The organism is Vibrio xiamenensis, from assembly GCF_900100015.1.
GTDB lineage: Bacteria > Pseudomonadota > Gammaproteobacteria > Enterobacterales > Vibrionaceae > Vibrio > Vibrio xiamenensis.
Genome location: NZ_FNDD01000009.1, coordinates 61,796 through 75,497, shown reverse-complemented (window position 1 = coordinate 75,497; position 13,702 = coordinate 61,796). Strand labels below are relative to the sequence as shown.

General features: G+C 40.3%; 16 protein-coding genes. 10 read left to right on the top strand and 6 right to left on the bottom strand.

The features are described 5' to 3' along the window. Positions 1-3: 3 nt before the first annotated feature. From BLS03_RS09355 to BLS03_RS09315, 9 genes are all read left to right on the top strand, one after another. Positions 4-1,002, top strand: a complete 999-nt coding sequence (locus BLS03_RS09355; RefSeq protein WP_093272716.1) for a DUF1190 domain-containing protein — start codon at positions 4-6, stop codon at positions 1,000-1,002. A 160-nt stretch (positions 1,003-1,162) separates the two neighbouring features. Next, a complete protein-coding gene (locus BLS03_RS09350) occupies positions 1,163-1,588 on the top strand; it encodes a DUF350 domain-containing protein (RefSeq protein ID WP_093272714.1) in 426 nt (141 codons plus the stop codon). Positions 1,589-1,602: 14 nt separating this feature from the next. Then, the gene (locus BLS03_RS09345; protein WP_093272712.1) at positions 1,603-2,427 is read left to right on the top strand and encodes a DUF1190 domain-containing protein; all 825 of its coding nucleotides are present in this window, start codon (positions 1,603-1,605) and stop codon (positions 2,425-2,427) included. Further along, complete coding sequence (locus BLS03_RS09340; protein ID WP_093272710.1) at positions 2,427-3,593, top strand: glutathionylspermidine synthase family protein; 1,167 nt, start codon at positions 2,427-2,429, stop codon at positions 3,591-3,593. Before BLS03_RS09345 ends, BLS03_RS09340 begins: the two co-directional genes overlap by 1 nt. A 21-nt stretch (positions 3,594-3,614) precedes the next feature. After that, a complete protein-coding gene (locus BLS03_RS09335; RefSeq protein WP_093272708.1) occupies positions 3,615-4,019 on the top strand; it encodes a DUF2170 family protein in 405 nt (134 codons plus the stop codon). Between the two features lies 1 nt (position 4,020). Continuing rightward, positions 4,021-4,704, top strand: coding sequence for a PspA/IM30 family protein (locus BLS03_RS09330; RefSeq protein ID WP_093272707.1), 684 nt, complete (start codon positions 4,021-4,023; stop codon positions 4,702-4,704). 58 nt (positions 4,705-4,762) lie between these two features. Further along, entirely contained in the window at positions 4,763-5,428 is a 666-nt protein-coding gene (locus BLS03_RS09325; RefSeq protein ID WP_245696640.1) for a DUF2491 family protein, read from the top strand. Positions 5,429-5,487: 59 nt separating this feature from the next. Continuing rightward, complete coding sequence (locus BLS03_RS09320) at positions 5,488-6,273, top strand: hypothetical protein (protein WP_093272705.1); 786 nt, start codon at positions 5,488-5,490, stop codon at positions 6,271-6,273. Positions 6,274-6,337: 64 nt separating this feature from the next. Then, positions 6,338-6,736 (top strand): hypothetical protein, encoded by a 399-nt coding sequence (locus BLS03_RS09315; RefSeq protein WP_093272703.1) that lies wholly within the window; start codon positions 6,338-6,340, stop codon positions 6,734-6,736. Between the two features lie 132 nt (positions 6,737-6,868). Here BLS03_RS09315 and BLS03_RS09310 read toward each other — a convergent pair whose 3' ends face one another. From BLS03_RS09310 to BLS03_RS09295, 4 genes are all read right to left on the bottom strand, one after another. After that, positions 6,869-7,957, bottom strand: a complete 1,089-nt coding sequence (locus tag BLS03_RS09310; protein ID WP_093272702.1) for an acyltransferase family protein — start codon at positions 7,955-7,957, stop codon at positions 6,869-6,871. Positions 7,958-8,344: 387 nt separating this feature from the next. Next, positions 8,345-8,659 (bottom strand): DUF1840 domain-containing protein, encoded by a 315-nt coding sequence (locus tag BLS03_RS09305; protein WP_093272700.1) that lies wholly within the window; start codon positions 8,657-8,659, stop codon positions 8,345-8,347. 164 nt (positions 8,660-8,823) lie between these two features. Further along, a complete protein-coding gene (locus BLS03_RS09300; RefSeq protein ID WP_093272697.1) occupies positions 8,824-9,666 on the bottom strand; it encodes a DUF3859 domain-containing protein in 843 nt (280 codons plus the stop codon). Positions 9,667-9,707: 41 nt separating this feature from the next. Further along, positions 9,708-10,622: a hypothetical protein gene (locus BLS03_RS09295; protein ID WP_093272694.1), complete on the bottom strand. Its 915-nt coding sequence runs from the start codon at positions 10,620-10,622 to the stop codon at positions 9,708-9,710. Between the two features lie 626 nt (positions 10,623-11,248). Between BLS03_RS09295 and BLS03_RS09290 the strand changes: the two genes are divergently transcribed. Continuing rightward, entirely contained in the window at positions 11,249-12,160 is a 912-nt protein-coding gene (locus BLS03_RS09290) for a polysaccharide lyase family 7 protein (RefSeq protein ID WP_093272690.1), read from the top strand. On the opposite strand, the gene BLS03_RS09285 is transcribed toward BLS03_RS09290, so the two are convergent. Beyond that, on the bottom strand, positions 12,157-12,447 hold the full coding sequence (locus BLS03_RS09285) for a c-type cytochrome (protein ID WP_245696646.1): 291 nt from the start codon (positions 12,445-12,447) through the stop codon (positions 12,157-12,159). The two genes, BLS03_RS09290 and BLS03_RS09285, sit on opposite strands and share 4 nt — an antisense overlap. A gap of 179 nt (positions 12,448-12,626) precedes the next feature. Then, the gene (ltaE, locus tag BLS03_RS09280; protein ID WP_093272685.1) at positions 12,627-13,631 is read right to left on the bottom strand and encodes a low-specificity L-threonine aldolase; all 1,005 of its coding nucleotides are present in this window, start codon (positions 13,629-13,631) and stop codon (positions 12,627-12,629) included. Positions 13,632-13,702: the final 71 nt, after the last annotated feature.

The window sequence follows — 13,702 nt, the reverse complement described above, 5'->3', positions numbered from 1 at the left end:
ACAATGAGAAGAAGAGGAACGGTCAATTTAGCCAGACATATGATCGGCGACAAAATGCCAATTGTTGCTTTTATAGGTATTGGAGTTACCACTTTATCAGGGTGTAATGAACACTATGATTATACTGCATACACAAAGCTTTCTACATGTGCAGATGATTATGACGAAGAATACTGTCAATACCAATTTGAGCGTGCAAAGGAAACCAGTATAAGTACCGCAATGAAATATAAAATGGAACGTGACTGTCAGCAAGATTACGGAGATCTCTGTTATCAACAATATGGTCTTTGGATTCCTAAGTTTACTGGTATTTTGACAAAATCAGCACATTGGGAAGAAAATGCAATCGCTCATTATAAGGGCAAGAGTCTTATCAACCAGTTTGCGAAGGATAGACCAGCTACTCCTCTGTTTACCTCATCAAATTCTAAATCAAGCCATTATGGCTATTTATTTACTGCAAAGGGTAAGATTATTGACCGATATAAAGGCTCGGATGGTAAGGGATATTATGCCTATGGGAGTTTAGCTTCATTTAAAAAGGAAGATCTTAACATCTATCAGAGCTACTTACCGGTCAGTGATTTTTACACAACGAACCCAATGGGTATTCGTTATCAATATTTTTACTATATCCCAACAACAGAACCTTTAACCAGAGAAGAACAACATAAAGCATTTAATCAAGGCTATTACGTTTCTGTTGAACATGCTGACCGTAAGTTGATGGAACAGATCAATAAACCCTATAACAAAAAATGGGGTTTGGAGTTTGGTCATCTAACGCCAACGTCAGCCACCGCACGTACTACTTCTGCTAATCCTTCTCGTTTTGAGGGAGGTAGTTCAAATTCACAGCCCCAAGGTTCATTTTTAGGTAATGCTGATTCTAGCTTGAGCCCAAGTTCATTTCCCAAATCTCGGTTAAATGATTCTCAGGTGAAAATATTTAAAACATATAAAGAACCGCTAAAAACTAAAAATCATCCAAGCAACTAACAAACCACTAGTGTGTCAAATAAATCTGTCAAAGCCACAACGGTGAGTAAAGGTGGTTTTGGCCGTTAGGTGTCATTCCCTGGCTAAATCTTAATAACTGTTATTCTACCAATAGGTGCCTAATGGGCTCTTAACAACTATTCATAACAAGAGAGACAATATGAACGTCAACATTAACGACTTTATTAATTTATCAGGACTAGCCAACTTCGCGCTGTATTTTGTTGGTGCTTTGGTCTTCTTACTCGTTTTTAAATATGTGAATTTATGGGTAACGCCATACGATGAGTGGAAACTGATTAAAGAAGCAAAAAATTCAGCAGCAGCGATAACACTCGGCGGTTCATTGGTTGGTTATTCGATTGCTATTTCGGGAGTGGCTGCAAGTTCAGTCAACTTTTTGGATTTCTGTGTGTGGGGCGTTGTTGGCGCGATTACACAATTTGTTGCGATGTTAATTGTTCGCAAACTATTTATGCCAGCGTTCGTAGAACGGATTGAGAAAAACGAAATTCCAGCAGCAATAGTGGCTGCGGCATTTTACATTGCTATTGGTGTTCTGAACTCAGCTTGCATGTCTTACTAAGTTTGGAGGGAGACATGAAAAAGCAAGGAAAACTGAATTTAGCTAAACATATGATTGGCGACAAAATGCCGATTGTGGCGTTTTTAGGCCTTAGTGTTACAACGCTTTCAGGCTGTAATAATGAGAATTCAGCTATTTATACCGCTTACACTCACTTATCTACTTGTGCAAAAGATAACGGTAGCGATATTTGTAACGCTCGATTTGCAGCAGCGAAAGCAGAGGGTGAACGTACCGCAATGAAATATCAAGTGGAGCGAGATTGCCAACAGGATTACGGAGATCTCTGTTATCCGCACCACGGTATTTGGTCACCTAAAATTGTTGGTTTTGTGGTTGAAAAAAAATCTGATTTTGTGTTGCCGTTCTATACATCTGCGAATTCGGCATCAAGTAATTTTGGTTATGTCTTTACGGCGCGTGGGGGAATTTTAACACGCTTTGAGGCTGCAGATGGTAAGCGGCTTTTCCTAAACAAGAATCTAACAACAGCTTTGCCAACCAGTAAGTTAAGTACCTATAAATCAATGGGTGGCAGTTACCAACAAAGTCGTTCTCATTCGATTGTCAGTGATATTACTGATGCCTATATCATCTCTCGGGCGATTGATGGTTCCTCGCAATACGTGACAGAACGAGAAAAGCGCAAGGCAGCGCAGGAATCGGGTGGTTACACTGTTACGTCAGGTACGGCTCGAACGACTTCTGGATCATACAAAAGTGAATCGAGGCAATCATCTTCCTCAACTGAAACGTATCAATATAAGCCAAAGGTAACAACGGTAAGTAGAGGTGGTTTTGGCCGAACCGGATCATTCCTTGGGGGCTTTGGCGGCTAATGTTTCTCAGAGATATTGAACCTCGGGATAAATGGCAAGACCGTGTATGCCGGCTAGGGTTTGACTTTTTTGAAGTCTCGCAAAAATACCCGTATTGGGTCGATGATCGTTACTTTCAGTTTGATATGGGGCAAGTCGACCAGGTAGATAAAGCGTCTGAAGCTCTGCACGATATGTCAATCAAAGCCGTCCAGCATGTTATTGAGAATGACATGCTGGATAAGTTCGGGGTGCCTGTGCAGTACCACCAACTCATTAAACATTCGTGGCGAACGGATAAATCGTACTTGTATGGCCGTTTTGATCTGGCATGGGATGGCAAGCATCCGCCCAAATTGCTCGAGTACAATGCCCAGACTCCGACCAGCTTATTTGAAGCCAGTGTGGTGGCCTGGGATTGGTTGGAATGCAACGTTAGCAGAGGGCTGCTGCCAAGCTATACCGATCAGTTCAATATATTAGATGAGCAGTTAATACTCCAATTTAAAACATTGCTTGTTGAGAAACAGCCGGAAACTCCAATTCTTCACTTTATTGTGAGTGAGGAATCGGAGGAGGATTTGCGTACGGTAAAATACTTGGCTGCATGCGCTGATGAAGCGGGATGGGAATCAATTTGGCTCGATACAGGTGATATCCAATTAACAGAAGATCAACGCTTCGCAGACCATGAATCTAAGCTGATTACTACTGCATTTTGGTTATATCCGTATGAATTTGCGCTGCTTGATGAATACGCCCAATACATTGAGCATGCTGGTATGAAATTTATTGAGCCATTATGGAAAGTGCTGCTTTCTTCAAAAGCGCTATTACCAGTTTTGTGGCAACTATATCCGGGTCATGAAAACTTATTACCTTGTTACTTTAGCGATGATCCTAAAGTCTGTTTAATCAAGGATAAGGTGACTAAGCCCATCTATTCTCGAGAGGGAGCTAATATCTCGATTGTATTTGCTGGTGAAGACATCGAGATTTCGGATGGTTGCTATGGCGCTGAAGGCTTTGTCACTCAGCAATATTGGCCGCTGGCAAAATTTCAATATGGTCGATGTGTGATTGGTTCATGGATGGTTGGGCGTGTTGGGAGCGGTATTTCTGTCCGTGAAAGCTATTCTCGAATCACAGATGATGTGGCGCGGTTCATTCCTCATGTCATCATTTAATAATAACAATGGAAATTCAAAATGAATGTAATTGAAATTAAAGAGTTCCTAGAAAAGTCAGAGCATAACTGGCGTATCGATGTGGTCGATGACGCCTTGGTTATTGCCACTGAGGATGATATTAAAGCGGTATTGACAAAATCAAACTCTCAAATTCTGATTGAGTCGCTGCTTTTCCCGGTATCGGCACTATCAAATCCAGCTGAATTTGATAGCGCTATCTTACATGTACACAAAACGCTGCCGCTGACTACCGTTGGCAAGTCGTTGGTCAATGATGAAGAATATTATTGCGCATTTGGGGCATTGTCTTCTGAATCAAAGGTTGAAAATATAGAGTTAGAAGTTTCTATGTTGTTTGTGAATATCATTGAGTTACTCCAATTTACAACTCGATTTTTTAAGAGTAACAGTGAGGAAAAATAATATGGGACTATTTAATACGCTTTCTACTATTTTCAAATCCAAGACCAACGAGGCCGATGAGGCTATTTGGGATGCGAATGCGGTAAGTATTTTGACACAGCATATTCGTGAAGCGAAAGCCGATATGATAAAGGCTGATGGCGAGTTGGTGAATATTATTGCCGATAGAAAAATGGCGGACACCAAAGTCTCGGAGATTGAAAAGAATGTATCCAAGTATGAGCAGCATGCTATTACTGCCAATCAGCAAGGAAATGCGGAACTTGCGCTGGAGTGCGCGCAAAAAGTAACGCAATTACGAAATGACCTAACTGGTGCTAAAGACCGTCAGACTTTCTACATCAACGCGGAAAGTAAGATGCGTCAAAACCTTAAATCAGCTAAAGACCGTTTGGAACAATTAGAATCTCAAGTTGATATTGTAAAAGCTAATGAGGCTGTGCAAAAAGCCCAGGAAGCGACGCTTAAATCAGTCAATGGCAGCACATCGAAAGTGACCACGGCGATGGAATCGTTAGAGCGTATTCAGAAGAAGCAGGACCGCCATCAAGCCCGAATGGATGCTGCTGGTGAAATGGCAAGCTCTGCGTCATCACTCGATGAGCGTTTGTCTCAAGCTGGTTTGGTTGGCGGCAACTCAAGCGCAGAAGATGAACTAGCACGTATTCTAGGTCAAACCAAGTAATTCAACGTCCATACAAGGCAAGCCCATAGACTTGCCTTTTTCCCCCAGGTATTCAGCTATGCTCAACACATTGAAAATGCTCTTTTCGCAGCACAGTAATAAAAAAAATAAACAACCGGATATACCACAAACGCCAACAGCTTTAGGTTTGCATTTAGGGGGGAGTTTCACCATCGACTCTATGTTCCTAAAGGTCACCGAACCAAACCTGATCATTGATGGCGCCAGCCCAAGCCAGATCATTCAAGCGGTGGGGGAAGTGAAGATTGATAACCAAAACCGCATACTGCGTTTCTACACCGATGACGACGGTTTTCTGCAGATTTTGCAGTATGGTACCGATGATTCCGGAATCATCGAGATCGGCTTATGGTACATCTACGACACCAAGGGCATTTCTGATTCAAAGTGGGATAACTGCCTTAAGTCGGATGTAGTAACTAGCGACGGCCGCTATGAACTGGAAGGTTTCTGCTTCGAAAAAGTATGGCAAGATACGGCTCCAGTACCGGCGATCGAAAAAACCTATCACCTTAATGGCGACATTACCGAAACAACTCAATTTATGATGTCGTACGCTCGGCAACTGCCCAACGACGATGGTGCTGAATTGCTGTTAATTTCCGCAGAGGAAAAAGTAAACAGCCAATTTAATACCGTTGAGCATGAGTTAGTTCGTTCTACCGGTATCAATATAGACCGAATCGTTTTTACTACTAACTAAGCCAGTAACTCAATAGAAATAAAATATAGTCAACCCCTCTAATGAAAATGGTTTATAATATGTTTATCAAAACATTCAAAGATACATTTTATCAAATAAATATAAATAAAAAGTCTTTGTTTTTATCGAATTTTCTCCCTTTCTTGGTCATGGTAATTTCATCAATCAGCATTGAAGCTCCGCAAATACCTTCGTATATCATGGGAGTGATTTACCTTGTAGGAATGATAGTTGAATGCGTAATGGTCTTATTCATTATTGTTAATGTGCATAAAATAATTCTTGAAGGAAATGGGTCGGTATCAAAATGGGGAAACTTAAATCATGGTTTAGATGAGTGTAATATTTATTTTAAGTTCATTGCAAATTACTTTATGATAGTTTTTGTTGGCGTTATTGTTGGTGTTATTATTTATTTGATTGGATATTCCCCTTTAAGTGAAATAACAATCGTTGACGAGTTTTTTTCATATGTATTGTTGTTTTTTGTCGGCATATTAATTTGTCGTTTTTTCCTTGTTTTTCCTGCAATTGCACTCAAGAAAGATATTTCCTTGACGGATGCTTTGGAGTTAACTAAAGGTAGGGTTTTGTATATGTTTGGCATTGTATTTGCCTTGCCTTTATTGTTAAAAGGTATTTTGATGCTGTTAATGATGAACACGAAAGTAATAATGTTTTTTTACTATGTGTTTGGTTTTTCTGCACTCGGAATTCTAGATAGTTTGAGCTTATTTATTGTAATCATTTACTCAACTACATTATTATCAGTGGCGTATAAACACATAATGGGACAAAGCCAAGGCGGCAAAGAATTAAACGATTTAAGCATATTATCACAGTAACGTCGTTGAACGAATCACTACTAAACTACGTACTGATCAACCACATAAATTTAGAACAGTTATTATGACTACGAAAAATCGAGAATTTTCCAAAATTTGGATGTTTATAAGCTTTGCTATTTTTATCGCTACTGAGATTGTTTTGGGTGGACTCATTGGCCAAGTTGTTGTAGGAAGATATATGTCCATCTCGCTGCATTTCATGATGCAAGGTCTTCTAAACTTGGCCAGCTATTTTATCGGTGGTTTTATAATTGGATTCATATCTCCGGGTATAAGAATTTACGAACCTGCTGCAGGCGCTTTTTTATCCGTCGCTACTATGTTACTTTTAACTCTATTCACACCTTTCCACTTTTTTCATTTTAGTCTTACGAAAATGATTTATGGTGGTGCTATCGCTTTTTTTCTAGCTTTAACTGGCGCGAAAATAGGGGAAAAAGTTACTGGGAATATGAAGTAGGCAGGAATGAATAGTTAAGCTCGTATAAAAGTCGAAAACAATATTAACAGAATTTCGTTGCGTTTAATTGGTTAATTAAAATGCTTATTTTTATAATGTAGCCCTTCATATAAAATGAAGGGCTTTATAAGTTTAATAACCAATTAAATACCGAGTGTTTCTACTTCCACGGAAAACATATTTAGTTGTTAAAGCAATAGCTACTGATATTGCCATCACGGCAATCAAAGTAAATAAATACATTGGGATATTGTTTTCAGCACCACTTGGTTGAAGGTGATGAATCTTGTTATCAATCCGGTATATTATCATCATTACCCAAGGATGGATGAAATAAATAGCGAAACTTGTTTCAGAAATAACATTTAACATAGGAAGGTCAAATGTATACTTCTCGAATAAACCGTACAAAAACCATATAGTAAATAAGCATTTTATGAATTGTAAGTCTACACCGCCATATTCAAAAAATGGCTTTTCGTAGTTACCTTCATGTGCATAAGTGACCTGATACACTGAGATTAATACAATAAATAAGAAAAGAATAGGAAGCTTGTTATTCAAGAAGCGATTAATCGGTTCTCTGTGCATTGAGAAAGCAATACCCATCAGATAAACGGGTGTGTAATAAACAAGGGAGTGCAGTGCGTTAGTACCTGCAACTGGTCGCTGAACAAAGATAGCGACAATGGATAGCCCTACAATAATAGCGATTTGGATTTTAGTGCTTAAATTCGCAAATCTAAAATGAAGCGGTGCTGAAGCAAATAGCAATAGACCAAAAGGAATGTACCAGTACGCAGTCAAAAAACGACCTGTAAGATAGTATTTAACAGTGGTCATAAGATGAGAGTCATCCGGAGAAAAGAGTATTCCGTGTCTAAAGGCTTCGGCAGCATTTCTCATGCTTTCGATAGGTGTATAGTACTCAAGCTTGAAAACAAATAGATGTGCTATTGCAATTGTAGCCAATATTAAATAAGGGACGCCTAAATTTTTAATTTTTCCAGTAATAAATTTATTATAGTTATATCTTTTATAAAATACGTGATAAAACATGAATCCGGAAATAAATACAAATAGCGATGAACCACCAATAATCATATTTCTTATTGTAGAACTTATTAAATCATTGCTTGTAAATCCAGAACTATTAATATGTCCTGCTACAATCGCAATGATCGCTATTCCTCTAAAATTACTAATTGATTTTAAAAACATAAGATTTTCCGTGACGATTTAATTATATTAATCGTCATGATATAAATTTTATTTTAACGATTATAGATTGAGTAGTATAACGCTCAGTTATTCTTATATTTGATATTTAGATGAGTGGTTTTGATATTTATTCTTATGTTTTGGCGTTTTTAATTGATGGTCGCTATGTAATTACTGGGTGATTCATGGGGGCAGAAAATGGATATGAAGGCTTCATTGTTGGTGTGAATGAAAATGGTATTGTTAATTGAGTATGGCTGAGCGTTTTTGATGTATGTAGTGCTAAAAGCTCAAATTATTTATCCCTCGTATATTCTAGAGAATAAAACAGCTCAGAGTGTATCAGTAAAAGATATTGTTGTATTTTAAGTCCTATTTTTTCAATTATTACTCCCACATCACTTCGCACTCATCTTTGATTGCCGCCTTTAAAAGCTCGAGCAGTGGATAGGCGCGGCGGCTTAGGCCAACGTTTGGTTCGGTTTGCTCTTCATCATTGCTATCGTCTGTTTGTGAAGCGGTTTCAGCAGCAGTGTGTTGAGCAAGCGTTAGTTGAAGTTTGGCTAGTGCCTGTGGAACATCTTGCGAGCCAATTGAGCCGGGGATCGTACCGCTGTGACCCATCATTTTAATCAAGTGTAGGGCGATATCGCCAAACATGGTGACACTCGAATAGCTGCGGCAGCGAAAGGTAATGAGCATTGGGCGTTCCTCGACAAGGTAAAGTGACGTTATTGTTTTATCTTAACCAAATTAGATGGCTTTATCTAAGAGAAAGGTCGTTGGAATATTTGGCGTGGTCAAAAAAGCGTTAAAGGTGCACGACGATAAAAATCGTGCACCTTGAGTGTTTTTTGTTCGGAAAGTTATAGGTCGCGACCAGCGTCTATACAGCTTTCGATATCTTTTAGGTCACATGCTTTATTGAAGAACTCGAGCTTTTGTTGTTCGTTGGTTGCCATTTTTGCGGCTGTGCGACAGCTAGAGATATCACCGAGTTCACAACCTTTTGCGTAGTATAGCTGAGCTCCTTCTGTGTCTTTAATATGCTCAAGTCCACGCCATGCGAATGTGTAGCAAGCTGTGCCGTCGCCACCATCACAACACTGTGAGTGTGCTTGTTGAATTTGCTTGGGAAATAGCTCGATTTGTGCGTGGCAGACTTGAGTGATTTTGGCTGGCATTTTAGGTGGAACTTGGACAAAGAAGTTTTTTTCAGCGATCGTTTCACCGTTGAGTTTTACTGCTATCGTCCATTTACCCGTAACCAGTTCGGCATCTGACTCAAATTGCCACATCGCATAGTTATCGCGCCCAAAATAGAGGGTGTCGTTCCAGTGACTCGAAATGGAACCGTTGATTTCTGGGTGGTTTACTTCGATGACGATAGGAAGTGTCTTGTAGACTTCGGACGTAGTCACTCCGTTAGTCATTGCAAGGTGTTGAGTCGCGCTGAAGCTAAACCCAAAGAAGTTACCAATTTTAGCGGGTACCGCAAAGCCTTTTTGAAAGTTATAGCCTACCAACAGCTTGTTTTTGTATGTTGGAGTTGCTGCTCCAGATTGTTTGATTTTAGTTGTTGCACTGACATTTGCAGTTGGCGCGCTATGTTCGTTATCCGCTGTAATGGTAGATGAAGAAGCCGCACAGCCACCGAGCATCATGGCTAAAGTCAGCATAGTTATTGCTGAGATCTTAATATTTTTCATTATCGTGATGATCCGTTTAATGTTTTTATAGAGATAAAAAATTATGTGTTTTTCTCTGTTTGTAGAGGGGCCATAAATAATTTAATAGTACCGAAAATACTAATTCCTATTGCGAAAATAAATAATATGTAAAAAATGGAGTACAATAATTCACTATCAAAAAAATTGTTAAAATTAAATATGAAATATATATAGCTGGTCGCTGTTGGTAAAATAATGAATTTCGTTAAAAACGTTATGGGGTTATAATCGAGATTTTTTAATCTCTTAATCGCTAGTCTGATAAATATAGCTGCGAGAACCAGAGAAAATAATGAGTAGCATAACTTCTTTGATAATGGGTCTAAGTTTGCTGAATCTATCCCTATGTAATATCCAAACGCTATGAAAGGAGATATTAATACCAGTTTTATTGTTTTTCTTATGTAATCAGCGGCACTAATTTGTAAACGTTTTTTTATTTTTGGGTTAAGGGCGTTCAGTGGATGATTGGGGCACACATCCTGTAGTTTAGGTAGGCATATACTTTTAATAATGAACAAAAACCCCACAAATGACATGATTAATATAACTATATTTTGCCAATGTCGAATGTTAAAAGCATCTGAGCTATAGTGACTCTGGTAGCTTGTGAAGTTGAATAATGTATTAGTACAGAATCCTATGGGTATTGCCCACCACTTCATTCCTCGCCGCCAAGCTAATAAAATCCATAGGGTAAGATTTAGTGAAGCGAAGAAAATGCCTGGGTAGGGTATTAGCTGTAATAGATGTGCGTTTATACGTGGAGGTTCTAATACAACATCCCAAAATAAATAATTGAATTGTAAGTAAGAAATTATATATATACCTAAGATCGCCAGTTCTTTGCTTAAAGGCTGAGGTCTCGATTCTTTCTTTAAGTAGTTGCCTAAAAAAATGTCTTCTAGGACTAAAAAGTAATGTTTGATGTTCATGATAAAATCTCGAAGATTAAATGCTAGGTTTTTCATTCTTATGAAGAAACGCACTTAGTTGTTTGATTTTTATGATTTTGTACTATTTATTTTAATATATTTCAATGATTTATTATTTATGGTTTTTAGTTTTATTATGGTTGAAATTACTAAACGTTTGGTTAAGGTGAAAATGGTGATAGTTATTTCGGTTTTTGTTGTAGGTAAAAGCTCTAAAAGAGTTGGATTAAATAATCAGGGATTTATTGATTAACTCTCATGAGATTCAAATAAATACTCAAATGCTGAGTGTAATTAGCGAAAATTAAGTCAAAATACAGCTGTTATCAATCTGAGATGATTTGGCAAAGCTCACACTTCATAGACTCCGTCTTAATATAGCGCGGGAAGTAGGCAATCAAATCGCACCCAAATTTGCCGTGATTATGATTGAGTTCACAGGCTGTTTTTCTTTTATCATTCGACAACTTTTACTGATTAAAAACAAGCGCTTCGTTTGGGTGATCGGCTTGGCAATTCGCATTTTTAGTGACGATATAGAATAGTAATCTGTTGTTTTGCTCCGAGTTTTTATTCACGTTTGGCAGCACCATATTGGCAGTTAAAATACATTTAGAGGCACTGCCATGGCGTTTTACCACACCTTAGGTTGGAAGCATGTTTTAGTCGGCGCATTGGTTTTTTGCGGGGCTCCCTCGGCTTGGGCTGACATTGATTTACGCCAATGGGCCATTACCTTGCCAGTGGATGATGATAATTCCGGCAACGCCGATATGATCAAAGAAGACAAACTGGCGAACGGATTTGAGTATCCGCCGTATTTCTCGCATAGCAAAAATGGCGATTTAGTGTTTGTTGCGCCGGTAAAAGGTTCGAAAACGCCAAATACCACCTATACGCGCTCAGAACTGCGTAGCATGCTGCGTTGTGGCAATAAAAGCATCAAAACCCAAGGCATCAGTTTAAATAACTGGGTGTTTTCCAGTGCGCCGATCGCTGAGCAGCAAGCCTCGGGGGCGGTGGATGGCATACTCAATGCACGGCTTACGGTCAATCATGTCACGACCACTGGTGATAAAAGCCAAGTTGGGCGGGTAATCATTGGTCAAATTCATGCCACCAAACATGAGCCGATTCGGGTTTACTATCGTAAATTGCCCAAACATCAGCGCGGTTCTATTTATCTGGCCCACGAAACCGCCTCTGGAGCAACCAGTTGGTTTAACGTTGTCGGCGGGCGCGCTAACAGCACGCCAGAGCCCATTGATGGTATTGCGTTAAACCAAGAATTTGGTTATCAAATCGCGGCGCGTGGCAATCAAATTGTCTTTACTCTTAAACGCGATGGTCATCCAGACATAATGCAGGTGATTGATATGTCGAAGAGTGGTTACGATCAAGGGGAGCAATACTTGTACTTCAAAGCCGGCGTTTACAATCAAAACAAAACTGGCGCTGCGGATGATTACGTAAAGGCGACATTTAGCCAGCTTGAGACTTTGTATCCGACGCGTCGCTACGCCAACTCGTGCGATTAGTTCGCGCTAGATGGCGAGGCAAAAAACGTCGCTACGTCGCGCAAGTCTTGGTCTGTTAATTTACTGAGTTGGACTTGCATCATTTTCGCGTTGGGGCCTTGGCGAAGCCCTTGTTGGTAGTCTTTCATCGCCGAATAAAGATATTGTGGGCTTTGGCCAGCCAAATTTGGGTAAGCGCTGTTGGTTGCTACGCCGTTTTTACCGTGGCAAAACACGCAGCTTGGCGCTTTGATTTTTCCAAGCTTAGGGTCGCCATTTAGCGCTTGTGCATTGGGCATCGCCATCATGCAAGCGCCAAGTAGCGAGAAAAGAGGTAAGGACGTTTTCATATTGATCTCTCTTAGCATGCACCAGCTGTCACCATAAAGCCTCCCCTTAGGGGAAGCTCAATGGGGCGAGATCAAAGTTATATTTAATTGTTTTACGCGCGTTTATGCGCGCTATTTAACGCGTGTTAGTGCTGAGTTTATAGCAAGCTTTTAAGCGTGGTAATAAAGGTTTCAATATCATCGGCAGAAATGTCTTTGTGGGTCACCAAACGCATCGGATTACTCGGTGAGATAGTGATTCCGCGCTGCTTTAATTGCTCGGCAATGGTGTGAATGTCGATATTTTCTGCCAGTTTGACAAACACGATGTTGGTTTGCACAAAATCTGGGTTGAGATTAAAGCCGGGTAGGGGGGCTAACTCTTGTGCCAAACGTTTGGCATTTTGATGGTCGGTCTGTAATTGCGCCACTTGCTCAGTGAGTGCCAACTTTCCAGCCGCGGCCAAGATACCGGCTTGACGCATGCCTCCACCGACCATCTTGCGTAGCCGACGCGCTTTCGCGATATACGTTTTTGAGCCGAGCAGCAATGAACCGATGGGGGCGCCAAGCCCTTTTGACATACACACGGTCATCGAATCAAAATATTGCGCAATTTCACGAATATCGACATTCAACGCGGTGGCGGCATTATAAACGCGCGCGCCATCAAGGTGCAGCGCTAAATTATGTGCATCAACAAACGCTCGAGCTTCTGCCAAGTATGAAAGCGGTAACACTTTCCCGTTGATGGTGTTTTCAAGGCTAAGCAATTTTGTGCGCGCAAAATGAAAATCATCTGGCTTAATCGCCGCTTTGAGTTTGGCAAAATCTAGCGTGCCATCGGGGTTATTTTCAATCGGCTGTGGCTGAATCGAGCCCAAAACCGCTGCGCCGCCCGCTTCAAACAGATAATTATGCGCTTGCTGACCACATAAGTATTCGTCTCCGCGCTCACAGTGCGCCATCAAACCGAGCAAGTTGGCTTGCGTACCTGAACTAGTAAACAGCGCAGCTTCAAAGCCGTGGCGCTCAGCCGCCCACTGTTCGAGTTCGTTGACCGTCGGGTCATCCCCATATACATCGTCACCAACTGGGGCGTTTGCCATCGCATCACGCATTGCCGCCGTAGGTTGAGTGACCGTATCGGAACGAAAATCCATATTCTTCTCCTTGAAGCTAAAAATAATTCAGTGGAATTGCTGACTTTAATTAAAAGACGCCGCCTTAGTTT

Bases quoted from the DNA above. Each gene is read 5' to 3' on its own strand.
- BLS03_RS09310 (WP_093272702.1), bottom strand. From the start codon at position 7,957: ATGTTTTTAAAATCAATTAGTAATTTTAGAGGAATAGCGATCATTGCG.
- BLS03_RS09355 (WP_093272716.1), top strand. From the start codon at position 4: ATGAGAAGAAGAGGAACGGTCAATTTAGCCAGACATATGATCGGCGAC.
- BLS03_RS09305 (WP_093272700.1), bottom strand. From the start codon at position 8,659: ATGCTCATTACCTTTCGCTGCCGCAGCTATTCGAGTGTCACCATGTTT.
- BLS03_RS09345 (WP_093272712.1), top strand. From the start codon at position 1,603: ATGAAAAAGCAAGGAAAACTGAATTTAGCTAAACATATGATTGGCGAC.
- BLS03_RS09290 (WP_093272690.1), top strand. From the start codon at position 11,249: ATGGCGTTTTACCACACCTTAGGTTGGAAGCATGTTTTAGTCGGCGCA.
- BLS03_RS09315 (WP_093272703.1), top strand. From the start codon at position 6,338: ATGACTACGAAAAATCGAGAATTTTCCAAAATTTGGATGTTTATAAGC.
- BLS03_RS09300 (WP_093272697.1), bottom strand. From the start codon at position 9,666: ATGAAAAATATTAAGATCTCAGCAATAACTATGCTGACTTTAGCCATG.
- BLS03_RS09350 (WP_093272714.1), top strand. From the start codon at position 1,163: ATGAACGTCAACATTAACGACTTTATTAATTTATCAGGACTAGCCAAC.
- BLS03_RS09325 (WP_245696640.1), top strand. From the start codon at position 4,763: ATGCTCAACACATTGAAAATGCTCTTTTCGCAGCACAGTAATAAAAAA.
- ltaE (WP_093272685.1), bottom strand. From the start codon at position 13,631: ATGGATTTTCGTTCCGATACGGTCACTCAACCTACGGCGGCAATGCGT.
- BLS03_RS09340 (WP_093272710.1), top strand. From the start codon at position 2,427: ATGTTTCTCAGAGATATTGAACCTCGGGATAAATGGCAAGACCGTGTA.
- BLS03_RS09285 (WP_245696646.1), bottom strand. From the start codon at position 12,447: ATGATGGCGATGCCCAATGCACAAGCGCTAAATGGCGACCCTAAGCTT.
- BLS03_RS09330 (WP_093272707.1), top strand. From the start codon at position 4,021: ATGGGACTATTTAATACGCTTTCTACTATTTTCAAATCCAAGACCAAC.
- BLS03_RS09335 (WP_093272708.1), top strand. From the start codon at position 3,615: ATGAATGTAATTGAAATTAAAGAGTTCCTAGAAAAGTCAGAGCATAAC.
- BLS03_RS09320 (WP_093272705.1), top strand. From the start codon at position 5,488: ATGTTTATCAAAACATTCAAAGATACATTTTATCAAATAAATATAAAT.
- BLS03_RS09295 (WP_093272694.1), bottom strand. From the start codon at position 10,622: ATGAACATCAAACATTACTTTTTAGTCCTAGAAGACATTTTTTTAGGC.